The sequence below is a fragment of the Corynebacterium glyciniphilum AJ 3170 genome (genome assembly GCF_007673095.1).
Taxonomy (GTDB): domain Bacteria; phylum Actinomycetota; class Actinomycetes; order Mycobacteriales; family Mycobacteriaceae; genus Corynebacterium.
Window position 1 is genome coordinate 1 of the sequence record NZ_VDYZ01000014.1, and the last position, 24,863, is coordinate 24,863.

The 24,863-nt window shown below is 66.6% G+C and carries 23 protein-coding genes and 1 pseudogene; 19 read left to right on the top strand and 5 right to left on the bottom strand.

Annotated features, from left to right (window positions below):
* The 3 genes and pseudogenes from FS507_RS13320 to FS507_RS13330 all read left to right on the top strand — a co-directional run.
* Positions 1 to 368, top strand: a pseudogene (locus FS507_RS13320) (ABC transporter ATP-binding protein); the annotation flags it as partial.
* A 4-nt stretch (positions 369 to 372) separates the two neighbouring features.
* Positions 373 to 1,119 (top strand): ABC transporter permease, encoded by a 747-nt coding sequence (locus FS507_RS13325; protein WP_145943282.1) that lies wholly within the window; start codon positions 373 to 375, stop codon positions 1,117 to 1,119.
* A 10-nt stretch (positions 1,120 to 1,129) separates the two neighbouring features.
* The gene (locus tag FS507_RS13330; RefSeq protein ID WP_145943283.1) at positions 1,130 to 1,606 is read left to right on the top strand and encodes a hypothetical protein; all 477 of its coding nucleotides are present in this window, start codon (positions 1,130 to 1,132) and stop codon (positions 1,604 to 1,606) included.
* On the opposite strand, the gene FS507_RS13335 is transcribed toward FS507_RS13330, so the two are convergent.
* Together FS507_RS13335 and FS507_RS13340 are read right to left on the bottom strand one after the other, a co-directional pair.
* Positions 1,593 to 2,303: a TIGR03089 family protein gene (locus FS507_RS13335; RefSeq protein WP_145943284.1), complete on the bottom strand. Its 711-nt coding sequence runs from the start codon at positions 2,301 to 2,303 to the stop codon at positions 1,593 to 1,595. The genes FS507_RS13330 and FS507_RS13335 overlap by 14 nt on opposite strands.
* Positions 2,304 to 2,322: 19 nt before the next feature.
* Positions 2,323 to 2,910 (bottom strand): VanZ family protein, encoded by a 588-nt coding sequence (locus FS507_RS13340; RefSeq protein WP_145943285.1) that lies wholly within the window; start codon positions 2,908 to 2,910, stop codon positions 2,323 to 2,325.
* 115 nt (positions 2,911 to 3,025) lie between these two features.
* On the opposite strand from FS507_RS13340, the gene FS507_RS13345 reads away from it, so the two are divergent.
* Positions 3,026 to 4,789 carry a bifunctional ADP-dependent NAD(P)H-hydrate dehydratase/NAD(P)H-hydrate epimerase gene (locus FS507_RS13345; RefSeq protein WP_260853483.1) on the top strand — a complete coding sequence of 588 codons (1,764 nt, stop codon included), beginning with the start codon at positions 3,026 to 3,028 and terminating at the stop codon, positions 4,787 to 4,789.
* On the opposite strand, the gene FS507_RS13350 is transcribed toward FS507_RS13345, so the two are convergent.
* Positions 4,782 to 6,689 (bottom strand): LCP family protein, encoded by a 1,908-nt coding sequence (locus FS507_RS13350; RefSeq protein WP_145943287.1) that lies wholly within the window; start codon positions 6,687 to 6,689, stop codon positions 4,782 to 4,784. The genes FS507_RS13345 and FS507_RS13350 overlap by 8 nt on opposite strands.
* A 196-nt stretch (positions 6,690 to 6,885) precedes the next feature.
* Here FS507_RS13350 and rfbD point away from each other — a divergent pair, with 196 nt between their 5' ends.
* The 4 genes from rfbD (at position 6,886) to FS507_RS19040 (ending at position 10,550) form a co-directional block, all read left to right on the top strand.
* Entirely contained in the window at positions 6,886 to 7,767 is an 882-nt protein-coding gene (gene rfbD, locus FS507_RS13355) for a dTDP-4-dehydrorhamnose reductase (RefSeq protein ID WP_260853469.1), read from the top strand.
* A gap of 6 nt (positions 7,768 to 7,773) precedes the next feature.
* Positions 7,774 to 8,652, top strand: a complete 879-nt coding sequence (locus FS507_RS13360) for a glycosyltransferase family 2 protein (protein WP_145943288.1) — start codon at positions 7,774 to 7,776, stop codon at positions 8,650 to 8,652.
* Between the two features lie 36 nt (positions 8,653 to 8,688).
* Positions 8,689 to 9,819, top strand: coding sequence for a nucleotidyltransferase family protein (locus tag FS507_RS13365; RefSeq protein WP_145943289.1), 1,131 nt, complete (start codon positions 8,689 to 8,691; stop codon positions 9,817 to 9,819).
* A gap of 443 nt (positions 9,820 to 10,262) precedes the next feature.
* Positions 10,263 to 10,550: a WhiB family transcriptional regulator gene (locus FS507_RS19040; RefSeq protein ID WP_139311863.1), complete on the top strand. Its 288-nt coding sequence runs from the start codon at positions 10,263 to 10,265 to the stop codon at positions 10,548 to 10,550.
* Between the two features lie 31 nt (positions 10,551 to 10,581).
* Here the strand turns inward: FS507_RS19040 and FS507_RS13375 are convergent, their stop codons facing one another.
* Positions 10,582 to 10,983, bottom strand: coding sequence for a metallopeptidase family protein (locus FS507_RS13375; protein WP_145943337.1), 402 nt, complete (start codon positions 10,981 to 10,983; stop codon positions 10,582 to 10,584).
* A gap of 223 nt (positions 10,984 to 11,206) precedes the next feature.
* On the opposite strand from FS507_RS13375, the gene FS507_RS13380 reads away from it, so the two are divergent.
* The 3 genes from FS507_RS13380 to manA all read left to right on the top strand — a co-directional run bounded on the left by FS507_RS13380 (position 11,207) and on the right by manA (position 14,375).
* Complete coding sequence (locus tag FS507_RS13380) at positions 11,207 to 11,731, top strand: DUF3499 domain-containing protein (protein ID WP_260853486.1); 525 nt, start codon at positions 11,207 to 11,209, stop codon at positions 11,729 to 11,731.
* Between the two features lie 27 nt (positions 11,732 to 11,758).
* The gene (locus FS507_RS13385; RefSeq protein WP_145943291.1) at positions 11,759 to 13,135 is read left to right on the top strand and encodes a phosphomannomutase/phosphoglucomutase; all 1,377 of its coding nucleotides are present in this window, start codon (positions 11,759 to 11,761) and stop codon (positions 13,133 to 13,135) included.
* Between the two features lie 70 nt (positions 13,136 to 13,205).
* The gene (manA, locus tag FS507_RS13390; RefSeq protein ID WP_145943338.1) at positions 13,206 to 14,375 is read left to right on the top strand and encodes a mannose-6-phosphate isomerase, class I; all 1,170 of its coding nucleotides are present in this window, start codon (positions 13,206 to 13,208) and stop codon (positions 14,373 to 14,375) included.
* Positions 14,376 to 14,413: 38 nt separating this feature from the next.
* Here the strand turns inward: manA and FS507_RS13395 are convergent, their stop codons facing one another.
* Entirely contained in the window at positions 14,414 to 15,331 is a 918-nt protein-coding gene (locus FS507_RS13395; protein WP_145943292.1) for a hypothetical protein, read from the bottom strand.
* Positions 15,332 to 15,676: 345 nt separating this feature from the next.
* Between FS507_RS13395 and FS507_RS13400 the strand changes: the two genes are divergently transcribed.
* From FS507_RS13400 to hpf, 8 genes are all read left to right on the top strand, one after another.
* Positions 15,677 to 16,063: a DUF4259 domain-containing protein gene (locus FS507_RS13400; RefSeq protein ID WP_145943293.1), complete on the top strand. Its 387-nt coding sequence runs from the start codon at positions 15,677 to 15,679 to the stop codon at positions 16,061 to 16,063.
* A 114-nt stretch (positions 16,064 to 16,177) separates the two neighbouring features.
* Positions 16,178 to 17,686: an adenosylhomocysteinase gene (gene ahcY / locus FS507_RS13405; protein WP_145943294.1), complete on the top strand. Its 1,509-nt coding sequence runs from the start codon at positions 16,178 to 16,180 to the stop codon at positions 17,684 to 17,686.
* Positions 17,686 to 18,366: a dTMP kinase gene (locus tag FS507_RS13410; protein WP_145943295.1), complete on the top strand. Its 681-nt coding sequence runs from the start codon at positions 17,686 to 17,688 to the stop codon at positions 18,364 to 18,366. The genes ahcY and FS507_RS13410 overlap by 1 nt, the downstream gene beginning before the upstream one ends.
* Positions 18,367 to 18,444: 78 nt before the next feature.
* A complete protein-coding gene (mtrA, locus tag FS507_RS13415; RefSeq protein ID WP_075812228.1) occupies positions 18,445 to 19,119 on the top strand; it encodes an MtrAB system response regulator MtrA in 675 nt (224 codons plus the stop codon).
* A 15-nt stretch (positions 19,120 to 19,134) separates the two neighbouring features.
* Positions 19,135 to 21,489, top strand: a complete 2,355-nt coding sequence (gene mtrB, locus FS507_RS13420; RefSeq protein WP_145943296.1) for an MtrAB system histidine kinase MtrB — start codon at positions 19,135 to 19,137, stop codon at positions 21,487 to 21,489.
* Positions 21,476 to 23,233: an MtrAB system accessory lipoprotein LpqB gene (gene lpqB / locus FS507_RS13425; RefSeq protein ID WP_145943297.1), complete on the top strand. Its 1,758-nt coding sequence runs from the start codon at positions 21,476 to 21,478 to the stop codon at positions 23,231 to 23,233. Before mtrB ends, lpqB begins: the two co-directional genes overlap by 14 nt.
* Positions 23,234 to 23,289: 56 nt before the next feature.
* The gene (locus FS507_RS13430; protein WP_260853472.1) at positions 23,290 to 23,997 is read left to right on the top strand and encodes a ComF family protein; all 708 of its coding nucleotides are present in this window, start codon (positions 23,290 to 23,292) and stop codon (positions 23,995 to 23,997) included.
* Between the two features lie 169 nt (positions 23,998 to 24,166).
* Positions 24,167 to 24,838 carry a ribosome hibernation-promoting factor, HPF/YfiA family gene (gene hpf / locus FS507_RS13435; RefSeq protein WP_075812224.1) on the top strand — a complete coding sequence of 224 codons (672 nt, stop codon included), beginning with the start codon at positions 24,167 to 24,169 and terminating at the stop codon, positions 24,836 to 24,838.
* Positions 24,839 to 24,863: the final 25 nt, after the last annotated feature.

Sequence of the window (24,863 nt, forward strand, 5' to 3'; positions counted from 1 at the left end):
TGGTGATTGGTAAGGGGCGGATGATTGGTGAGTATTCGATGGAGGAGTTCCTCGCCGGCGGGGTCAGCGTGCTCGTTGACACTGCGGATGCAACGAGTTCCCACACATTGGCGTCAGCGTTGGAGCAGGCAGGTCTGCCCACCGGCTCCGTCGAGGGGAGCGCGTTGCGCGTGGAGGTCCCGGAGGGGGGTTCGGAGGCCGAGGTCCGACGTGCAGTCGGTGAAATTGCCCTGAACTCCCGGGTCATCCTCACTGGCCTACGTACGCAGAGCGCAGATCTGGAATCCCGGTTCCTCGCGGCCACCTCCGCGGTGCAGGAGTACCGGACATCTTCTGACCTCGTCGACAGCAGTACCGAAAGGAACTAGAACCATGACTTCACTCATCAATGCCCTACGGTCGGAGACCACCAAACTACTGAGCATGCGGTCAACGTTGGTCTACGCGATTCTGCTGACAGGAGCTCTGTACGGTCCCGTCGTCCTGGCCACCTTGTTCTCTTCAGAGACACCGACCTTCGAGTGGGCGGACCTGATGAATGGCGCGATGATCTTCATCATGGTGGCCATCGTGTTTGCAGCCTCGACGACTGCCGGTGACATCCGGAACCACCTGCACGCCCAGGCGTTCCTGACACAGCGGAGTCGGGCCGGCTGGGTGACGGCGAAGATTCTGGTGACGCTTGTCTTCGCGTTCATTACCTACGTAGCCGGTGTGGCTTTGACGGTCGGTGCAGCGGCAGTTCTGGGAGCGAATCTCTCCCTTGACGGCGGTGGTGCGTTCACCCCGGTCTGGAGTTACCTGCTGGGCGGGGTCGCGTTCCCGCTCATGGCAGTGGGGCTTGCCTGCGTCCTGAGGAGCCCGGTCGTGTCCGTCGCTGTGCCGACCGTCTGGTTCCTGCTGATCGACGGGATGATCGGTGAGACAGCAACACACATCGAGGCCTTCCGTCCCCTTGCGGCCATCGCCCCCGGCGAACGACTGGCACAGTTGGCCACAGGTTACGACCGCGTCGGTCTCGGTATCGACGACATGACCTGTATAGCGATCCTCGTCGTGTGGGTCGTCGTACTGTCCGCTGTCGGACTGTGGCGCAATCAACGCGCCGACGTCCGGTAGCCTGTGGGCCATGGACATCGCAATCGGGGACTCCGGACGCACACTGACACTGCCGACCCACTGGCAGGAGCTCGACACGGTTCCGGAGGACGCACCGGGCACGGTGGCATTCGGGTACCGGACAGCGGCGAGTTTCGCCGCCGTCACCCTCGCTCCGCTGGACGGTCAGATGATGCCCGTCGACAGGGACGATGTCATCAGGGGGATCCAGCCCGCGCTGGAGGAGGCGCAGGCGGAGCTGGTGGACGTTGATGCGGGGGAGACCCCGTCCGGGGACCTGCTCGTCTACACGATCGTGAAGACACCTGAACCGGAGGAGAGCGACGGCGCCGGCGAGGGGGATCAGCTCAACCTCACCCTGCACTTCGCCGTGGAGAACGGTGACTACATGGCCCCGTACATGGTCCAGGGGTTTCTCACCGGAGAGCAGGAGGAGGCCCTCGACCAGGCCAGGGACCTGGTCACACGGATCATCACCGCCGAGTAGCGGTCACGGCCCCGAGCTCCGTGGCGGCGAGATGCTCGAGCCGTTCGGGGGCATCGTCGGTGGAGACGACGACCGACCCCGCCACGAACAGGGGGAGGAGCGTGGCGACCAGTCCGTCGGTGTCGGCCCAGGGGCCGGTCACCGACCGGGTCCCGGGCTCGAAGACGTCGGAGGCCCGGCATCGTAGGTCGGCCCCGGTCACCGGCTCACCGTCGACAGTGTGCAGCAGCACGGTGTCCTCCCCGGTCTCCGGCCCGGTGTAACGGTCACCCTGGACCCGTAGTTCCGGTGACAGGTCCGTGACCCCGAACTCGACGTCCCCACCGGCCTCGGCCACTCCGCGGCCGAAAGGATCGGTGGACAGTTGGAGGATCTCGGCGTCCCAGTCGGGGTGGGCGCCGGGGTCCGTGGTCATCAACGCAGCCGCCGATGCGGAGGCCGGTGACGACGGGGAGCAGACCGCCACGCCCGCCCGCCAGCAACCCACCACCAGGGCAGCTGGCATCCAGTCGGTCGGCGCATCGAGAACCACGACATCGCCGGGGAACAACCCCAGCTGACCGGCCATCAGGTTGCCGCCTTTCGCCGCCCAGTTCGCCAGCGTCGCAGCGGACAACTCCATCCGTCCTGCGTCGGTGTACGTCGTCAGGCGCGGCGATGCGGCGTCGGTCTGGAGGAACGGGGACAGGAGATCCATGGAGACCAGACTAACCCGGTCAGCCTCCGACGACCTTGTCCGGGTCGCCCAGGCCCGGGCCCAGGATCACCAGCACGAGGAAGACGAGCACCGCGAGCCCGACCACGGTGGTGAGGACGGTCTGCCAGCGTCGTGACCAGGTGGGGTTGCGGGAGAACCAGCATGCGACCCAGGCACCGACGGCCGCCCCGACCGTGTTGCAGATCAGGTCCGTCACATCCGTGCGGCCCAGCGAGAAGATGTACTGCGAGACCTCGATACCGAGGCTGAACACTGCGGCGATACCCACCGTCCACCACCACCGGCCCGACAGGATCATCAGCAGGATCCCGAAAGGGACGAAGAAGGCGAGGTTGCCGAGGATGTCGAAGACCCAGCCGAAGGTGGTGGACGAGTCCGTGACGATGCCGAAAGGAACCAGGCGCAATTCCCTGACGCGCTGGTTCTCCGGCTTCCACAGCAGCCCGATGGTGTAGAACGCCTTCAACGTCGTCAGCGCGACGATCACCGCGGCGTAACCGACCAGGGTGGTGGCGACCCACGTCCGCCACGGGGTGCGCACGGTCGGTGCGACAGGGGCGGGTGTGGGAACGGCGGGAGTGTCCATGCGAACACACCATAGCGGTCCGTAACGTGAGGGTATGAACCCTGTCTACTCCGTTCGTCAGATCCAGCAAGCAGAGCAACCGTTGTTAGCCAGTGAGAAGTACGCCGATCAGCTCATGCGCTCTGCGGCGGCTTCCGTGGCGACGGCCGCCCATGTGATGCTGGAGAGAAAACCCGTCATTCCCGTGCAGACGAAGGTTCTGTTGGCGGTAGGGGGAGGCGGTAATGGTGGAGATACGCTTTACGCCGGTGCTGAACTTGCCGAAGCCGGGTGGAGAGTCGAGGCGGTGCTACTCGGGTCCGCAAGCCGAGTCCACCAACGCGCACTGGACGCATTCACTGCTGTCGGCGGCACAGTCGTTGAGCTTACGGACCTCTGGAAGACGCCCCCACGATACAGACTGGTCGTTGACGGAATCCTGGGGCTGGGTGGGAAAGGCGGACTGAGGCCAGAGGCTGCGACGGTCATGGCATTCCTCAGGCAATGGTTAGTCCCTGTGCTCGCGGTGGACATCCCTTCCGGCATTGAGGCTGACAGTGGTGCAACCCCGGGAGCGGTGGATATTGACGATCCTCCGGATCCCCGCGCCGGGAAGTCGATTCCGACGAATGTCGGGCTCTTGGGTGCATCTCAGGTCGCGGCCCACGTCATCGCCGACGTGACGGTGACATTTGGCGGACTGCGTCGTGCACATGCGGTCAGTGCCTACTGCGGACAGGTGGTCGTGGCAGATCCCGGGATCAGTGGGACGAGGCCAGACGACGTACCTATGACAATCAGTTCGCAACTGAACGACCAACGAGCAGGGAACGACGGAGTGCAGATACAGACGGCTGTGGCATTTCGCCCTGAGCGCCAGGCCAATGCGACTGGGGGCCTCGATATGGGGGGTCCTTACAATTTTTCGGATACCGATCTGGCTCCGATTCGTCGCGCACGGTATGGCGGCCCGCGTGAACCCGGCCCCTACGATGACAAGTACGCGGGCGGCGTAGTGGGGATTTGCGCAGGTTCGGATCTTTACCCGGGCGCTGGTGTATTGACGACCACTGCGGCCGTACGCACAACCAGTTCCATGGTCCGATATGTCGGTTCCGGTGGGCAGGAGGTAGTCCGGGCATGCCCGGAGGTGATCGTCTCACGGAGTGTGGAGGAGACCGGAAGGGTTCAGGCATGGGTCGTCGGCCCCGGCCGGGGAACTGACGACGGTGCAGCCGCTGAGCTGGCTACGTTGCTTGGACGACGTGAGCCGTTGGTTATTGACGCGGATGCGATCACTCTTCTGGCGGAGCGGAAAGAGCTCAGGGAAGCGCTCGCGCGGCGCTCTGACAGGTCACTCGATGCTCCGACAGCCCTGCTCACTCCACACGTCGGAGAGTTCCGTCGGCTCGCTTCTGCCGTCATGGACGGCGATTCTGCGGAATCTGACCCGATCCCCGACGTGGGCGAGGACCGTATTGGGGCAGCGGTAGCCGTGGCCGAGAGGCTGAACTGCGGAGTCTTGTTGAAAGGGCGGCACACAGTCATCGTCGACCGCCCGATTACCTACAGTCACGGTAGAGAACCTGATACCTCCGTCCACACCATTGACGCAGGAACGTCGTGGGGAGCGACCCCAGGTGCGGGTGATGTGCTCGCGGGGATGCTGGGGGCGGCGATGGCAGAGTCCCAGGCATTGTTGGGCAACGCGGACCATGCAGCTCCTGGGATCGTGGCGGTCCATGCCACGGCGGCAGCCTTGTCGGCGAAAGTAGGCGACAGTTACGCACCCACGTCATCGTCGAGAATTGCAGAAGCAATTCCTCTCGCGTGGACTCGTACCGGATCTACGATTACCGACCGGGGTCGGGGGATGTCCCGGTCGCCTTACCCTAGTTGATGCACATCGGGCCGTCGCCGCCGGCATCGATCGCGCCGCGGTCGGTGGTGGCGGAGTCGGACTCCTCCGGGGTCCCTACTGCACCGACATCGTCGCCAGACTCTTCCGAAGAACTACCGGCGTTCTCGTTCTCCCCGAGAACGTCTCCACCGGTGGCGTCCGTGCCCGGGGTGCCGACATTCTCCGAGGAACCGCCGGACGAGTCCGAACCGGACTCGCCGACCGCAGGAAGAGGCTCATCGACGCCGGATGCCGACGTACCGGGGCCGTCGTACGTGCCTGACAGCGTGACCCGGATCTCGCCGGAATCGAGAGTGCTGTCTTCGACCACATTCAGCCCACCGAGCTGCTCGGCCAGTCCACGCGCAGCGGGGTCGTTGGTGTCCGCGACGTTGACCTGGCTCTCGGAGATACCCGTCTCGGTGGCGTTGCCCACCTCGCCCATGCTGTACCCGGCGCCGGACACGAGGTCACCGACGCGGGAGGCGAGACCGCCGATCTGGCTGGCATTGTAGACCGAGACGGTGGACTCAGAGGGCTCGTAGTCCTCGATGTCGCTGGAAGAGTCGCTGTCGTCGGTGCCCTTGCCGTCGTCGCCGTCGGAGGCGCTGTCGCCGAGAAGGTCCTCGAAGAAGCTGTGGACCTGTTTCTTGTCGATGGTCACGACAGATTCCCCGAAGTCACCGGTACCGTCGATACTGGTCACCGGGATGGTCTGGAAAGTCACATTGCCACCGGTCAGTCCCTGCATCTGCGTGGCAAGCCCCATCACGTCCCAGCCGTCGTCAAGGGTCACCGAGCGTTCCACAGCCTTGCTCAGGTCATTGAGCTTCCCGGGGTTGCTCAGAGTCGACGTGCTCAGCACCTTGTTGGTCAGGCTGGCCATGTAGACCTGCTGCCGGGTGATACGGTCCAGGTCGCCACGGGGGAGTTCGTGGCGCTGACGCACGAAGCTCAATGCGTCCTGTCCACTGAGTGTCTGCTCGCCGGCGGGGAACTTGGCGCCGGACATCGGCTCGTCGACCGCGTTGTTGAGACAGACATCGACACCGCCGACTGCGTCGGTGAGGAGGACGAATCCGAGCAGACCGACCTCCGCGTAGTGGTCGACCTCGATGCCGGTGACGTCAGCCACCGTATTGATCAGCGCCTCCCGGCCCGCAGACGTCGATTCACGGTCGATCTTCTTTTCGTCAGGTTCCTCACCGTCGCTCATCGCCGATGCATTGAGTTCATCCTGCTTCAGCGATTTCGTGCTGCCGTAGACACCGTTGAGTTTGGTGTTGCCGAGGTCGTCATTGTGGACGTAGGTGTCACGTGGCAGTGACACGGCAGTCGCCGATGAGCCGTCGTCAGGCACGCGGATGAGGATGATGGTGTCGGTGTTCGTGGCTTCTTCCTCGCCGGCGCGCAACATGTCGATCTCGTCCTGCGAGAGCTCATTGCCCTTGGCGTCAGTGCGGGAGTCGACACCGACCAGCAGAATATCCGTGGCGCCGTCCGACTGGCTGCCCAGATTCAGTCCGCCGGCCTGGTTGAGGTTGGAGTCGAGCCGGCCGACCGAGGAGTACGCGTAGGTTCCACCGGCGAGCATGATCGCGGACAACAGTGCGAGAACCACCTTGACCGGCGTGGAACCGATCTGACGGTGACCGGACGCGACCGCCGCCGCGGAACCGTGGACCGTCCGTGATGACCGGTTCGGCGCCCGACGTTGCCCGCCTGCTGCGGCAGCGCCGGACGGGCGGCTGTGGCGGGCACGTTGCGGTTGCTGCGACCTCTGTGGAGTCTGCCGTGGCCGCTCGGACCGCGGAGGAACGTCATCGCGACGGTGGTGCCGTCCGCCGCGACCAGGCGTCTCTCCACGTCCATTGCGCGGAGACCTGTCAGAATCGCTCATTCCAGACCTTTCGGCGGTGTTCGGGGTGACTTGCTGGATACCGGGACAGGGGGGACTCTACTAGTTGTCAGGGTGGATATTGTGATCGTGGGACCGGTCGACATGTATGTCCGCGTAGAGTCGGTGCCGATCGTACGGTGGGCCGGGGTGTCGGCACGCCGGTTTCCGTGTCCGGCAGTACAGGAGGTTGTCCACAGTGACGGTAATCGTGACCGGCGCACATGGCCAGGTGGGGCGGTGTCTCGTGGCGCTGGGCGGTAAGGGGGTCACGCGGGCGGAGCTCGACCTGTCGGGTGCGGGGACGGCGGGTTTCAGGGCGGCGGCCTCATCTCTCTTCGCCGACAGTCAGCGGCCGGACGTGATGATCAACACGGCGGCGTGGACAGACGTGGATGGTGCGGAGGACGTGACAAACCGACGAACAGTCGAGGCCGTCAACGCCACCGCCCCCGGCGAACTGGCACGGGCCGCCGCCGATGCGGGGGTGGCATTCATTCACGTCTCCACGGACTACGTCTTCTCCGGGACGGCCCCGGACGGCGGACGAGGTTGGCGTCCGGACGACCCCGTCCGTCCCGCCAACGAGTACGGGCGGACGAAGAGTGAGGGGGAGCAGGCTGTTCTCGCGGCCGGAGGTACCGTCGTGAGGACGTCCTGGGTCTGGTCTGGCCCTGAAGCCCCCGGGCGGGACTTCGTTTCGGTGATGGCCACACTGGCAGAGAACGGGGTGGATCCCCGCGTCGTCGACGACCAGGTGGGACGTCCCACCTATGCTCCGGATCTCGCCGGGGAACTGTGGGCGCTGGCGCATGTCGAGGTGCCGCCGGGCATCCTCAACGTCACCAATTCCGGGGAACCGGTGTCGTGGTGCGGGTTCGCCAGGGAGGTGTTCCGGTACAGCGGGCACGACCCGGCCCGGGTGGCACCCTGCACCACGCGGGACTGGCCGACACCCGCTGTACGTCCTCCGTGGTCGGTCCTGGACCTGGAGCCCTGGTCCACCATGACGGGACGGACGCCACCGGACTGGCGGGACAGTCTGAGACGGGGACTCGGGGCGGGTTTTCGGCTAGGGTGAACTCCCGTGAAACCGATCGCCGTCATCACCGTCACCTACTCGCCGGGTGAGTACCTCACCCGATTCCTGGACTCTGTTCCGGGGGCCACCGACCAGGGCGCCGTCGTGGTGATGGCGGACAACGGGTCCACCGACGGTGCGCCGGAAGCTGCGGCTGACCGGGACGGGGTCGAGTTGCTCCGTACCGGGGGAAACATCGGCTACGGCGCCGGGATGAACGCCGGGGTGGAGTCGTTGCGCGCGCGTCGGGAGGCAGGGGAGGTTGACGGCGAGTTCCTGGTGATCGCCAACCCGGACGTCGTCTTCGATCCGGGGGCGATCGACCGGATGGTGGAGACGGCACGCCGTCATCCCCGCGCCGGTGCCGTCGGCCCGCTCATCCGCGAGGTGGACGGGAGTGTCTACCCGTCGGCACGGTCGGTGCCGACGCTCGGGGCGGGCATCGGTCACGCCCTGCTGGCGCCGGTATGGAAGAACAATCCGTTCACCCGGCGGTATCTGGCGGATGCGGTGATGGACGAGGAGAGGGCGTCCGGCTGGTTGTCCGGGTCCTGCCAGCTCCTGCGGTGGGAGGCGTTCGACGCGGTCGGCGGCTTCGACGAGCGCTACTTCATGTACATGGAGGACGTCGACCTGGGCGACCGCTTGTCGCGTGCAGGGTGGGAGAACGTGTTCACCCCCTCCGCGGAGATCACGCATGCCCAGGGCCACTCCGCCGACAAGCATCCTGAGATCACGTTGCCGGCGCACCACGACAGTGCCTACCGCTTCCAGGCTGACCGGCTGTCGGCCTGGTGGCAGGCTCCCGTGCGTGCGGCGGTGTGGGCGGGGTTGAAGCTCAGGGGGATCGTGGCCGTCGCACTGGCGAAGCGGGCGCGCCGTTGACTGCCGGACTGCATTCCGTCAGATAACCTCCCAAGGGTGAACAGTGACGAACGAGACAATCCCTCACCCTCGACCCCTGACACGAATACAGACCTCGCCGCCGACACCGACGCCGTCATTCTCGTCGGCGGTAAGGGCACGCGTCTGCGACCCCTGACCAACTCCATCCCCAAGCCGATGCTCCCGGTGGCGGGCTACCCGTTCCTCCAGCATCTGCTGGCGCGGATCCGGGAAGCGGGGATGACCCACGTCGTGCTGGGCACCTCTTTCAAGGCGGAGGTCTTTGAGGAGCATTTCGGTGACGGGTCCGAGCTCGGCCTGGAGATCGAGTACGTTGTCGAGGACTCTCCCCTCGGCACCGGCGGCGGCATCCGTAACGTGCTGTCGCATCTGCGGTACGACAGGGCCATGATCTTCAACGGCGACATCCTCGGCGGGACGGACCTCAATGCCGTGCTGCGGACGCACGTCGACAATGCCGCGGACGTGAGCCTCCACCTTCTCCGGGTGGCTGACCCACGTGCATTCGGTTGTGTGCCGACCGCGGAGGACGGTCGGGTGGAAGCTTTCCTGGAGAAGGCGGAGGATCCGCCGACCGACCAGATCAACGCCGGATGTTATGTCTTCCAGCGCGAGATCATCGAGTCGATCCCGGAGAACCGGGTCGTCTCGGTGGAACGTGACGTCTTCCCGGACCTTCTCGTCAGGGGGCACCGGCTGTACGGTCACGTGGACCAGGCGTACTGGCGGGACCTGGGGACTCCGGACGACTTCGTCCGCGGCTCCTCGGATCTGGTGCGTGGTATCGCCCCGTCCCCGCTGCTGGCGGGACGCAACGGCGAGGCGCTCGTGGACGAGTCTGCGGCCATCGCCGGCGGTGCACTGCTGCTCGGTGGGACGGTGATCGGCCGTGGTGCTGAGATCGGTGCGGGCGCCCGAGTGGACACCTCGGTGGTTTTCGACGGCGTGGAGATCGAGGCGGGGGCGACTGTGGAACGCTGTGTGGTGGCCGCCGGTGCACGGATCGGGGCACGTGCCCATCTGCGTGATGCCGTGGTGGGGGAGGGCGCCGTGGTCGGGGCCAGGTGTGAGCTGCAGGGCGGTGCCCGGCTGTGGCCCGGGGTCACGCTCCCCGACGGAGGGCTGCGCTTCAGCAGCGACGTCTGACCCCCGTACGGGGCGGTGCCCCTGCCGAGTGAAAATATTTCGATATCTTGTGGCTGCAGGGGTCGAACACCGGCTCTGACGTCTACATGTAGTGGTCTTGTCTGTATGATTTCGCCCATGTCGTGCCTGTCAGAACACTGTGAATGCGTCCCAGGGCCCGTATTGCGTGACCCGTGTGACTGGTGTGACGCATGGGGCTTTATGTCCTGGTCGAAAGGTTGACGCTATGGAATTACCCGTGTGTAATCTTTCGTGTAGATAGAGGCCGGTGGGAACCCGGCACGGCGGATTTCAGTGAGGAGACAACGGTGGACAACCCGGCGGACGCCTTTCGTGGTCCCTTCTCGGAGGGGTCCGCAGCCGTGGACGGTGACGATGCCCGTTCCGGTCACACGAGTGACTCCGGCACGTCCGGAGAGCTGCCCGACCTCCTCCGGGGTGGCATCGACGACTACACTCCCAGTGCTTTCTCCGACCTGACGGAGGATTTCGACCTCCTCTTCGATGCGGTCGAGCAGGACTGGCAGGAACAGGCACTGTGCGCCCAGACGGACCCGGAGGCCTTCTTCCCCGAGAAGGGCGGTTCGACCCGCGAGGCCAAGCGGATCTGCCGGGCCTGCGGAGTCCGGGACGAGTGCCTTGAGTACGCGCTCGAGCACGACGAGCGTTTCGGGATCTGGGGAGGACTGTCCGAGCGCGAGCGCCGGCGTCTCAAGAAGCGCCTCGGCTGACCTTCCTTACCTCCTCAGCTGTCAGTAGCTGTCAGTCCCAGCGGAAACCGGGGTCTATGACCTCCGGTGCCACGTTGAGATATGTCGCCACCAGGCGGGCGATGACGAACCTCAGCCACTCCTCCGTGTCCATCCGGTCGGTGGAACGCTGCTCGATCGGACGCCGGAAGATGATCAAGCGGGGTCGGGTGGGGGACCCCGTCTCATCGACGCCGGCGGGGACGAGCCGACCCAACGGCACGGGTCCGTCCGCGGCGACCTCATCCGACCACCGGGCGGTGGTGGAATCCAGCCTCATCCGCGGGACGAGGTCGATCGCGACGTCGAGTCCGTCCAACCGGTCGCCGAACCGGTCGAGCACCGGGGCGTACGCGTCCAGGACGGCTGCGTCGAAGGTCTCCGCGCGGGTGGCGTAGCGCGGCAGTTTCGGCATCAGCACGCCACGAAGCCCACGGCCACGGGTGTCCCGGGTCAGTGCCTTGGCCGGGTGGCCGGGCGCTGCCTCACGCCTGACCGGCGTCGCGTCCGGAATGTCAGGACCAGCGGAGGGAGAGGGGGGACGGGTCATGGATCCGATCCTAGACCGCCCTGCGGGGCGTGCCCGTGTCCGACAGGCGGCCGAGTCGTCCGGCACTCCGACTGTGTCGCGGACTAGGATGGTGGCCGTGACTGACTACCGACAGTGTTCCAGGCCCGGCTGCGGCAACCGTGCGATCGCCACCCTGCGTTACAACTATGCCGCCCGCACGGCGACCGTCAACCCCCTGGAGCCCGGAGACGACCCGCACAGCTGGGACCTGTGTGACCGTCACCTCTCCAGGTTGACCGTCCCCGAAGGATGGGGACTGCAACGTACGGAAGATCCGTCCCCGGAGGTTTCTGTTCCGGTGGCCGCATTCGCCGCTCCCGGTATCGGCACCGAGGACATCGGGGACATCGGGGAGGAGGACTTCACCGACGAGGAGATGCAGGCCCTCGCCGCGGCACTGGAGGACGGAGTCGGTGGGGTCAGTGACGTCAGTGACACAGACCCGCTCACGTCGGCGCAGAGACGACCGGTGTCCCGGGTCGTCCGTCGCACCGACATCCCGCAACCGTCCGGCCATCACCCCTCACGGCGGAACCTTCCGGGACGAGCCCCACAGCGCCATCTGCGCGCAGTGCACTACGACGGCGAATGATCCATACAGAACACCAGGAGAGTTGACATGACACAGCGCGACCGGGAGGCCATCGCCTCCGTCATCAAGGCCTATGACGTCCGCGGCGTCGTGGGTGACGGCATCGACGCCGAGCTCGTCCGGGACACCGGGGCCGCTTTCGGACTGCTCATGAGAGGAGAAGGGGCGACCCGTGTCGTCATCGGACACGATATGCGCGACAGCTCCCCGGGCCTGTCCGACGCCTTCGCTGAAGGCGTGCGCAGCCAGGGCCTCGACACCGTCTCCCTGGGCCTGACCTCCACTGACGAGCTCTACTTCGCCTCAGGAACCATGGACTGCCCGGGCGCGATGTTCACCGCATCCCATAATCCCGCCCGCTACAACGGCATCAAGCTGTGCCGCGCCGGTGCCCGCCCGGTCGGACAGGAGACCGGTCTGGCGGAGATCTCCGACATGCTGGTCGACGGCGTGCCGTCCTACGACGGTACCGCCGGGACCGGCACGAGCCGTGACGTGCTCACCGACTACGCCGCGTTCCTCCATGACCTGGTGCCGTTGGGCATCCGGCCCCTCACCGTCGCCGTCGACGCAGGCAACGGCATGGGCGGGCTCACGGTTCCGGCGGTGCTCGGTGAGGGCTCCGGCCTCCCGTTGACGATCCGTGACCTCTACTTCGAGCTGGACGGGACCTTCCCGAACCACGAAGCCAACCCCCTGGCCCCGGAGAATCTCGTCGACCTGCAGAAGTACACGGTCGCCCAGGGGGCCGATCTCGGTATCGCCTTCGACGGTGACGCCGACCGCTGTTTCATCGTCGACGAGCAGGGCGAGCCTGTCTCCCCGTCCGCGATCTGCGGCATCATCGCCGAGCGCTACCTGGACCAGCACCCCGGCGCCACGATCATCCACAACCTGATCACCTCCAAGGCGGTACCCGAGATCGTGCGGGAGCACGGCGGCACCCCGGTGCGTACCCGGGTCGGACACTCGTTCATCAAGGCCCAGATGGCCGAGGAGGACGCGGTGTTCGGCGGGGAGCACTCCGCCCACTACTACTTCTCCGACTTCTTCAACGCCGATTCGGGCATGCTCGCCGCACTCCACGTCCTGGCCACCCTCGGCGGCCAGGATCGTCCGCTCTCAGAGCTCAAGCAGGCCTACGACCGCTACGAGGCGTCCGGCGAGGTCAACTCGGAGGTCGCCGACCAGCAGGGGCGCACCGCTGCCGTCGTCGAGGCGTTCGCGGACGAGACCGTGAGCACCGACGAGCTCGACGGGGTGACCGTGGAACTGTCGGACGGTGCGTGGTTCAACGTCCGTGCGTCCAACACCGAGCCGCTGCTCCGCCTGAACGTCGAGGCGGGGGACGGGTCGAGGGTCGGGGAGATCCTCGACAAGGCACTGGCGGTGATCCGTGCCTGAGGCGACGTCGAACGAGGTCCGCTCCGTTGCCGGTGATGCCGGCGGTATCGACCGGGCCGGTGTCTCGCTCATGGAGGGGAGCCTGAGGCCGTACCCCTGGGGTTCCAGGACGGCCCTGGCGGAACTCACCGGCCGGCCGTCTCCGACCTCGCGTCCGGAGGCGGAACTGTGGTTCGGGGCCCACCCGGAGGCGCCCAGCACATTGCCCCAGGACGGGACCGACCTGCTGGAACGGATCTCGGTGGATCCGCGTGGTGAGCTGGGGGACGCGGCACCGGACGGTCGACTTCCGTTCCTGCTGAAGCTGCTCGCCGCAGATCAGGCGCTCAGCCTGCAGGCACATCCCACCAAAGAGCAGGCGGTGGAGGGGTTCGCGCGGGAGAACGCCGCCGGGCTTCCGACGGGTTCGCCCACACGCAACTACAAAGACGACAACCACAAACCGGAACTGCTTGTCGCCCTCACCCGCTTCGAGGCGCTTGCAGGTTTCCGGCCGGTGGAGGACACCCGGAGCCTGCTCCAGGCGCTGGACGTGCCGGAGCTGGGCCGTTACACCGAACTCCTGAACGGTGCTGTGGGCGACTCCGAGGGACTTCGTGCGCTGGTGACGACGTGGATCTCACTGCCGTCCCACCGCCGGCACGAACTGATCGACGCGGTCCTGGACGCCTGCAGGACGTTGACCGGGCAACCGGAGTCCGGGACGGAGGACTGGATGCGGGGCCCGGCCAAGGCGGCCCTGGACCTGTCGGAGCAGCATCCGGGTGACGCGGGCATCCTGGTTTCCCTGCTGCTCAACCACGTCGTGCTTGAACCGGGGCAGGCCCTGTTCCTTTCCGCAGGCAACCTCCACGCCTACCTCCACGGGACCGGTGTGGAGGTCATGGCGAACTCGGACAACGTGCTGCGCGGTGGTCTCACCACCAAGCATGTGGACGTCCCGGAGCTGATGAAGGTCGTGGATTTCACGCCCACCCCTGATCCTGTGCAGCTGCCCAGGGAGGACGGGGTTTTCCCCACCCCGGTGCCCGAGTTCCGGTTGCGGTCCGTCGATGACGGCCAGGCGGTCGGGGTCGACGGGCCGGCCATCGTCCTCGGTGTGCAGGGTGAGGTTGCGGTCGCGGGCACCGGCGAGGACGGTCTCCGCCTGTCCCCGGGACAGGCCGCCTGGGTACCGGCCTCAGCGAGGGGGGTTACCGCCAGCGGGCGCGGACACTTCTTCATCGCCACGGTGGGCTGACAGAAAGCGCTGCTTTCCACTTCCCGGTGGGCCGCTGATCAGGGGGTGGGGCCGGTGGTGTCCGTCACCGTTTCGTCCGGGCCATTCGGACTGTCCGGCGTGCGTTCCCCGGTGGGACGCCCAGGATTGTCCGACGCTGAGGGATCCGCAGACTCGGACGGCCCAGTCGGCCCAGTCGGCCCAGTGGGCTCCGTCGGTACGGCAGGGTCGGTGGACTCGGCCGGTTCCGTGGGTTCAGTCGACTCCGGGGCCCCGGTGTCTTCGGGCGTGTCGCCGCCGTCTGACCCTTCATTTCCGGGGAGTGACGGCACCCCGGGGATGGAGGGCAGGAGATCGGTGAGCGACGGACGCTCCGGCGAGCTGCCACCGTTGTCGCCCTCGCCGGGCGTGTTCCCGACGGAGTTCCCCCCGTCTGCGTCGCTGTCGGCCCCGTTCGTCGGGGTACCGGCCGCATCATCCTGGGCTGCGTCCTCGTCGTCCTCGGCCGGGTACTGGCCGGGGGTGACGAACTGGTCCCCACTCCATGCGTTCGGCGGTGCGTACTGATCCGCGGTCAAGGGGGTGACGTGGTCATTCCGTGAGTCGGAGGACCGAACAGCGGACCCGTTGTCAGAACCCGAGCCGTCAGAGTCCGGTGACGTCGACCCCGTTGGCCGGTGATCCTCTCCGGGGCTCCCGGTCGAGGCCTCCTCCGAGGACGGCAGTGAGCCGCCGGCGGCGGCCTCCTCAACCGGGACCGGCCCGTCGTCGTGGCTGGGTGAGACGTTCTGCCATGTGACGACGCCGACGATGGTGGCGGCGGCGAAGCCGGCGACCACAAAGGAGCCGAGGACCCGGTTGGTCCGGGACGCGCGGGCAGCCTCGGCGCGGAGCAGTGACTCGTGGTGCTCGGTGGAGCTGGCGTCGACGGCCGGGGGATTGTCCGTCGGCCGTTCGGGTTCCAGTTCGTAGTCCACGGTGACCCTCCTTTCGTCTGAGGTCGTCGACCGGGTAAATGTCACGGTTAGATCACGATCTGTCGCAAGCCTATCATTCATATCCAACGGGGTGGAAGACCCGAACGTTACTGAATTTTATGGGAACCCACGGTTGCCGTGGGGTTTTGGTGGACATGTCAATGATGTCCACGGCTGGGGAGGCGGGCCCGGGGCGGTGTTGCGGGGCGGTAGATTCGGCGAAGTATTGAAATCAAACCGTGATCTTCGGCGGGGTGGCGGTCTGCCGCCGGGGGAGTAGGCGAGACGTGTCGGTGGGGTGCCGACTATTCTCAGGTGGACGACACGAGCATGAGAGGGAACGACATGAGTACCTGGGATGAAACCGTCTTCGCGGACGACACCAACACCGATTTCCTGGCCGACTGCGATGATCTGGAAGGTGAGGCGCTCGTGGAGGCGTTGCAGGACGCCTGCACGCTGGCACAGGATTCCGACGCCGGGGACGAGGGAAGGGCCGTGGACCCCGACTACATCAACGGTCTGTGTGCGGCGACGGTGGCCGCCATCTGGTCCGGGGCCCCGTTCACCTCCGCCACCGTGGCCGATGAGCACCCGTTCATCCGCGAGGGGATCGGGCAGTGCCCCGATGCCCTGCAGGAGGCTGCGCTGGCGCTGCTGGACACCGAGCTCGAGGCCGCGGGCGACGAGGCGCCCGACGGGTTGGAGACCGCCGTGGAAGCCCTGAGCTGACCCGGGGTGAGCGGGTCGACCCCTCCGTGAGCGGCTCCGTGGTGTCGGGGGATAGGGTTGACACGACGTCAGCAGAGTCATCATCGTCCCCTGAAGCTTGAGGAGTATCACCCCATGGCAGATTTCGTCGCACCGTCCGTCGACATCCACGACGGCACCGGTGCCAACGGCACCCCCCTGCAGTACAAGGTCCGGGACCTGTCCCTTGCAGAAGCTGGACGTCACCAGATCCGCCTCGCCGAGTACGAGATGCCGGGCCTGATGGAGCTGCGCCGTGAGTACGCCGACGAACAGCCGCTGGCAGGCGCTCGGATCGCCGGGTCCATCCACATGACGGTGCAGACCGCCGTCCTGATCGAAACCCTCACGGCGCTCGGCGCGGAAGTGCGCTGGGCGTCCTGCAACATCTTCTCCACCCAGGACGAGGCTGCGGCTGCGGTCGTCGTCGGTGCCGGAACCCCGGAGGATCCCCAGGGGGTGCCGGTGTTCGCCTGGAAGGGAGAGACCCTCGACGAATACTGGTGGTGCCTGGAGCAGATCTTCGACTGGGGCGACTCCCGTCCGAACATGATCCTGGACGACGGCGGCGACGCCACCATGGCGGTCATCACCGGCAGCGAGTTCGAGGGCAACGGCATCGTCCCGGAGCCCTCGGCCGAGGACTCCGACGAATACCAGGCATTCCTCGGGATGCTCGGGCGCGTCTTCAGCCGGGATGACAGCCGGTGGACCGAGGCAGCCAAGGCCGTCAAGGGCGTGACCGAGGAGACCACCACCGGCGTCCACCGCCTCTACCACTTCGCGGAGCAGGGCACCCTGCCGTTCCCGGCGATGAACGTCAACGACGCGGTGACCAAGTCGAAGTTCGACAACCGTTACGGCACCCGCCACAGCCTGCTGGACGGCATCAACCGTGCCACGGACATGCTCGTCGGCGGCAAGGCCGTCCTCGTCTGCGGATACGGGGACGTCGGCAAGGGCGTCGCCGAGGCATTCAAGGGACAGGGTGCACGGGTGAAGGTCACCGAGGCCGACCCGATCAACGCCCTGCAGGCGCTGATGGACGGCTACCCCGTCGTGACCGTCGACAGCGCCATCGGTGAGGCGGACATCGTCATCACCTCGACGGGCAACCTGGGAATCATCACCTTCGACCAGATGCGCAAGATGAAGAACCACGCACTGCTCGGCAACATCGGCCACTTCGACAACGAGATCGACATGGCTGCCCTGCTGCACCGCGAGGATGTCGCCCGCACCACCATCAAGCCCCAGGTCGACGAGTTCACCTTCCCCCGCACCGACGGCGACGACAGCGACGTTGTCAGCATCGTCGTGCTTTCCGAGGGACGGCTGCTGAACCTCGGCAACGCCACCGGTCACCCCAGCTTCGTGATGTCGAACTCCTTCGCCGACCAGACCATCGCCCAGATCGAGCTGTTCACCAACGGTGACCAGTACGGTAACGAGGTCTACCGCCTGCCGAAGATCCTCGACGAGAAGGTCGCCAGGATCCACGTGGAGGCCCTGGGCGGGGAACTCACCACGTTGACCAAGGAGCAGGCGGAGTACATCGGCGTCGACGTCGAGGGACCCTTCAAGCCCGAGCACTACCGCTACTGATGATCATCGCGTTCGAGGGGATCGACGGTGCAGGCAAGAACACCTGCGTGAGTGCCCTGGAGGCCGAGCTGCTGTCCCGGGAGATCCCGGTGGCCCGGCTGGCCTTCCCGCGGTACGAGCAGTCGGTGCACGCGCAGCTCGCCTCCGCCGCACTGCACGGGGAGATGGGTGATCTCGTCGACTCCGTCCACGGTATGGCCACGCTGTTCGCGCTCGACCGCGCGGAAGTCGCCGCGGATCTCGCAGACTTCGACGCCGACGGATATGTGGTGTTGCTCGACCGGTATGTCGCGTCCAACGCGGCCTACTCGGCGGCGCGTCTGGACGTCACCGACCGGGAGGTGCCCACCAGTGAGATCGTCCGGTGGGTCGAGGACCTCGAGTTCACGAGCCTGGGGACGCCCGTGCCGGACGTCCAGATCCTCGTCGACGTCCCGGATGACGTGGCGTCCGGGCGTGTGGCGGAGCGGGCGGAGCACGACGCGTCCCGTGCCGCCGACGCATATGAGCGTGACGGTGGTCTCCAGGCGCGGACCCTGGGGGCATACCGCTCCCTGGCTGCGGCACAATGGCGGTCACCGTGGTGGACGTTGGACAACTCCGGTGAACGCGCGGACGTGGAGACGGCGGTCAGCGATCTCGTCGATGCCGTGATCGCTGACTCCGGGGACAATAGATAGCGATAGATAGCGATAGATAGCGATCTTCACGGGGAGGTCCTACCGCCTACCGGAAACGTTTGTGACAGACTGAACCCCATGGCAGAGAAAGTTCTCGTCGTCGACGACGACCCCGCAATCTCGGAGATGCTGACCATCGTCCTGCAGGGCGAAGGTTTCGACACGGTCGTCGTGGGGGACGGGCCGCAGGCCGTGGAGGCCGCGGAACGCGAGAATCCCGACCTCATCCTCCTCGACCTCATGCTTCCAGGCATGAGCGGTATCGACGTGTGCCGTGCGGTGCGGGAATTCTCCACTGTCCCCATCGTGATGCTCACCGCCAAGACGGACACGGTGGACGTGGTACTCGGCCTGGAGACGGGCGCGGACGACTACGTGCCGAAACCCTTCAAACCCAAGGAACTCGTGGCGCGGGTGCGGGCGCGACTGCGACGCACACCGGAGGACGTGCCGGAGTCGGTGAAGGTCTCCGACCTCACGATCGACTTCGGCGGACACCAGGTCACCCGCAAGGGACAGCCGATCTCCCTGACCCCCATCGAGTTCGAGCTGCTCACCACCCTGGCGTCCCGGCCACGTCAGGTGTTCTCCCGCGAAGAACTGCTCGAGCGGGTGTGGGGTTACCGTAAATCCAGTGACACGCGCCTGGTCAACGTGCACATCCAGCGTCTGCGGTCGAAGGTGGAGAAGGACCCGGACAACCCGACCATCATCCAGACCGTCCGCGGGGTCGGTTACAAGACCGGGGAGTAGGACGGACAGCGACCCATGGCATCGAGGTCAGGGGACGAACCACAGGACGAGACGGGCACCGGCGCCGGGAGGCGCCACGGTGACCGTCTCGGTCGCCCTGCGCTCCCGGTGGTCAGGGACGGTGACCGTCGGCGCAACCGCAGCCAGAACGGCCGGGCGGGGGACACGGACAGTGACCCTCGCAGAGCACCCCGGGGAGAGCTCGGGGACATCGGTTTCCTCGATGGTCTCAGGATCTTTCTCCGGCGGCCGGTCCGGTTCGCCCGGAAGTTCTCCGAGAAGCTCGCCCAGCGGTGGCGGACGTCGATCCAGCTGCGGGTCATCGGCAGTGTCTTCGCGTCCTCGCTGCTGGTGATCCTGGCCCTCGGTTTCGTGTTGACCAGCTTCGTCGGCCAGCAGCTGCTCGACGCCAAGTACAACGCAGCCACCGACGAGATCGACCGGGCCCGCGGCATCGTCGAGGAGCAGATCCGCAACACCGATTCCGCCACGTCGCCGCAGATGCGCATCAACAACGCCCGGGCGGCGCTGAGCGACCGCACCGCAGAGTCGGAACAGGGGTCGACGGGCACGGTGTACGAGCCGGTGATCATCGCGTCCGACCTGACCGGCGGCGACATCTCCAGTCCGGAGACCAATCCGGTCCCGGATTCGCTGCGCGATTTCGTCCGGCAGGGCCAGGTCTCGGTGCAGTACACCACCGTGGACGCCGCCGGCGGTGCCTACAAGGCCCTGATCATCGGGTCGCCGGTCGAATCGGACATCCAGGGCCTCGAGCTCTACCTGGTCATGCCCCTGGACAACGAAGAGTCCACGATGGCTCTCATGCGTGGTCTGCTGCTGGCGGGGGCCGTGGTGCTGATGGTGCTGCTCGTCGTCATCGCCTGGGTGTTCTCCCAGCAGCTCACTGTGCCGGTGCGCACCGCGTCACGGATCGCCGAGCGTTTCGCGGCCGGACACATGCGCGAGCGGATGGCGGTGGACGGTCAGGACGAGGTTGCCCGGCTGGCGATCAGTTTCAACGAGATGGCGGAGAACCTCTCCTACCAGATCCGCCAGCTGGAGGAGTTCGGTTCGCTGCAGCAGCAGTTCACCTCCGATGTCTCCCACGAGCTGCGGACGCCACTGACCACGGTACGGATGGCCGCAGACCTGATCCACGCCAACTCAGAGGACCTTGATCCGGTGACCCGCCGTGCCTCCGAGTTGATGAACGCCGAGCTCGACCGTTTCGAGATGCTGCTCGGTGACCTGCTGGAGATCTCCCGGCACGACGCCGGTGTCGCGAACCTGTCCCGGGAACTGATCGACGTCCGCGGTGTGGTGAAGTCCACCATGGGACAGTTGCGGGCCCTGGCGGAGGAGGTCGGCTGTGAGATCCAGCTCGACCTGCCGGATGAGCCGGTTATGGAGGAGGTGGACTCCCGACGGGTCGAACGTATTCTGCGTAATCTCCTGGCCAACGCCATCGACCACAGTGAGAGTCGTCCTGTGCGGGTCACGATGCGGCGTGGTGCGGAATCACTGGCGGTGACCGTGGTCGACCATGGCATGGGCCTGAAGCCGGGGGAGGCGGACCTGGTGTTCAACCGGTTCTGGCGTTCGGACCCCTCTCGCGAGCGCAAGACCGGTGGCACCGGGTTGGGACTGGCCATCGCCAAGGAGGACGCCCAGTTGCACGGCGGACGACTCGAGGCGACCGGTGAACCGGGGGTCGGGGCGTGTTTCCGTCTGACCCTGCCCCGCAAGCCGGGGCAGGAGGTGCGCACCTCACCGTTGCCACTGGAGGTGGACCGTCCTGAAGAGTCGGAGGTCCTTGAGCTGACTGAGCTGACTGAGCTGACCGAGCCGTCCGAGCACGAGGGCGGGTCGGGCGAGACGCCGTCCGGTTCCGTCGATGTCGTGGACGAGCAGCCCGAGGCACCCCCGGTGGATGTACCTGCGCAGGCGGCCTCGGACGGCCTGTCGGTCGCGTCGTCCGCGGCCGAGTCCGCCGCGGACACCGTCTACACCTCGGAGGGCGTCGACGGCGGTGAGACCGGCGATTCCGCAGACGGGGTCGTCGCCGACGGACCGGACGACGTGGACGACGGTGCGGAGGACAACATGGGTGACGACGGGAACGGTGCCGTACCGGATGAACCTGTTGACCGTCTCGACTCGGTCGATGTCACGGCTGGTTCCGTGGAAACCTTCGGGGTCGACCTCAGTGCCTTTGAGGGGTTGACTGAGGAGGAACTGCGCACCGCTCTCCAGGAGGCGGAGGACATGGATTCGGCGTTCGACGTGGACGGCGACCCGGAAGGTGACTCGGAAGGTGACTCGGAGAGCGACCCACATGGTGAGGAGGGCGACGATGACAAGAGTTGACGGTGTACGTCAGGTCGGGGCTCTGCTCACGGCGGCGGTGATGGCGGGAGGACTTGTCGCCTGTACCACGCTTCCCGGGGAGTCGACCCCCGAAGCGGTCTCGTCCTATGTGTCCACCCCGGACGCCGGCAACCTGCCGACCCCGTCTGAGGGGCAGCCGCCGGACCTTCTGCTGCGGGATTTCTACCTGGCGTCGACCCACCAGGCGAACAACCGTCAGGCGGCCAAGGAGTTCCTGACGAATTCTGCGGCGGATGAGTGGCAGGACAGTGTCTCGACGCTGATCCTGGACCGGCTGGACCTCAACGCCACCGGCGGGGCCTCGGGAGACGAGGTGACCTATGTCGTGCGCGGCACCGTGGTCGGGCGTCTCGGTACCGGTGGTGTCTACCAGCCGGAGAGCAGTCCCTATGAGGAGGAGGTCACGCTGGAGAGGGGCGAGAGCGGATGGCGCATCACCGACCTTCCCGACGGGGTGATCCTGGACCGCAGCGATTTCGTGAGCGCCTACCAGGCCCATGACCTCTACTTCCTGGACCCGACCAAACGGTTCCTCGTCCCGGACCGGCGATGGATCTACAACCGCCAGGACAACATCGGTTTCTCACTGGTCTCCCTGCTGGCCGGCGGGCCACGTAATCAGCTTCAGGACGCCGTGGAAACCGAGTTCCCCTCCGGTAACGGCATTCAGGCCGCCGTCGAGGAGGACGGGACGTTCACCGTGGACATCACCGGTATCGCCGACCTGTCGGTGGATGACCGCGAGGTCCTGGCCGGACAGCTCGTGTGGACGCTGGCCATGTCCGATGTGCGGGGTCCGTACCGGATCCTGGCGGACGGCACGTCCATCACCGACAACGGGCGGGAGGACTGGACGCTGGCGGACGTCTCCGACCTTGATCCGCAGAAGACCTCCGATGAACCGTTGAGGGCGCTGCGCGACGGCGCGCTGGTCGAGGTCGAGGGCGACTCCGGGGTGACGTTGTCCGGGTGGACGTCGTCAGGCCAACTCGAATCCGCCGCGTCGGCCGGGGCAGCCGGGGGTGCGGACGACAGGATCGCCGCCGTGTCGGGCCGGGGTGACGGCGAACGTTCCCTGCTGGTCGGGGATGTCGGTGGAGAACCCGTCACCGCACTGACCGCACGTTCCCTGTCCCGACCGTCGTGGAGCGGAGACGCACAGAACCTGTATGTCGTCGCTGACGGCAGGAGGGTCCACCGGCTCGAACCCACCGGCTCAGGCATTCAGATGGACGAGTCCACGGTGGACACCTCGTCTCTGGGCACCCTCGACATCGACGATCCCAGGATCAGCGTGTTCACGGTGTCGCGGGACGGGACGAGGGCCGCGATGCTGATCAACGGCAGACTGTTCATCAGCGTTCTGCAGCGTGGCGGTGACGGCGGAGGCTCGATGACGCTGGGTACGCCGATGGAGGTCGGTCAGCGGGTCGGCGACACCGCCCTGTCGGTCGACTGGCGTGACGACGGGACCCTTCTTGTGGGTACCCGGGCCAACGATGCGCCTGTCTGGGCCGTGACCGTCGACGGATCGGAGGCGTCGCAGTTGTCCAGCCGCAACATCACCGCCCCGGTGGTGGCGGTGGGGTCCGCGGGATCTGTACAGTACATCCTCGATTCCCGGGCGATGCTGCAACTGGACGACGAGGACCCTGAGGCACGGTTCTGGCGGGAGGTCCCGGCACTCCAGGGGGCCCGGGCGGTGCCTATCCTGTCGAAGTAGGTGTAGACAGGCGGCAGGACACTCACGGGGGAAGAGGAGAGGCAATGAGCGGGTTAATGAGCGGGTTTCGGGTGGGGGAGCTCGCCGGCCTGGTCTGGCGTGACGACTGCGTGGCCTGCGGTACGGCGGACGCGCCACCGGCGGTGGCGGGACTGTCGCTGTGCCGGGGCTGCGCGCATGAGCTGCGCCGGGTGCCGTCGAGAGTTGCGGACACCTGGGCACCGCCGGTCTTCGCCGCAGGTATGTACGGAGGTCCGCACCGGGGCGTCGTGCTGGCGGCGAAGGAACAGCGACGTCCCGACGCCGTCCGCGTGGCGGGCGCTGTCTTGGCGGGTACCGTGCGTCATCTCGTGGCCCGGGGAGTACTGGCGGACCCGAGGCTGGCTCCTCTTGTCCTGCTTCCGGCTCCGACGACCAGACGTGCGGCGAAGAACCGCGGGGGGTGCATCGTCGAGCGGTCCGCGGAGGCGGCCCGCCGGGAACTCGGTGCTGGTGTGCATGTCGTCGCGGCAGCGACCCTCGCGCCGGGGGCACGGGATTCGGTGGGTCTCGGACGGGGTGAGCGGACGGCGAACATCGCCGCGAATCTGCGGATCGACCAGACGGAACTGCAGCGGGCCGTCCGGGTTCTCAGGGAGCCCGGGGCCACGGCCTGTCTGGTCGACGATGTCAGCACCACGGGGGCAACATTGTCGAGATTCGCCTCGGCACTCGCGGCCCGTGGGGTGGTGACCAGCGCCGGCGTGGTGATCGCGCAGGCGTGAATACCGGTGCCGACGAGCAGGGGGTAGATCACCGGGGGCATGACCGGACATGCTCGCCCCCACACCACGGGAACGTCGGTACTATCGGGAGGGAAGATGTCGCCAGCAAGTAGTCGGTGGACAATCCCGTTCACCGGTGACAGGCGGCGCGGAGACCGGGAGGATGAGTATGACCGTCCAGAACCAGCAGGACATCACGGCAGAGGGTGCTGCTCCGGAGGCGCAGGTGGAGATCACCGGCCGTAACGTGGAGATCCCCGAGCACTTCGCAGAGCGGGTGAACGCGAAGCTCGCCAAGGTCGAACGGCTCGATCCGACCCTCACGTACTTCCATGTGGAACTCCAGCATGAGCGCAATCCGCGGCGTGCAGACGAGTCCGACCGCATCCAGATCACCGCCACCGGCAAGGGCCATATCGCGCGTGCCGAAGCGAAGGAGGACTCCTTCTACGCCGCCCTGGAGGCGGCCATCGCCAAGATGGAGCGGTCCCTGCGCAAGGTGAAGGCCCGCCGTAAGATCTCCCGTTCCGGGCACCGTGCCCCGGTCTCCGTCGGCGAAGCCACCGCTGACCTTGTCCAGGAGGCTGAGCAGGAAGCCGCGGCAGAGCCCGGTCCTTTCGACGTGGACCCCTACGCCGAGCAGTTCCAGCCCGGGCGTGTCGTCCGTGAGAAGGAGCACCCGGCGACACCGATCAGCGTGGATGATGCGCTGAGCGAGATGGAGCTGGTGGGCCACGACTTCTACCTCTTCGTCAACGAGGCGACCGGTCGCCCGTCGGTGGTGTACCGCCGTCGTGCCTACGACTACGGTCTGATCGCCCTCACTGACGACGCAGAGTAGAGGTTGGTCGGGCACGTACCGCCCG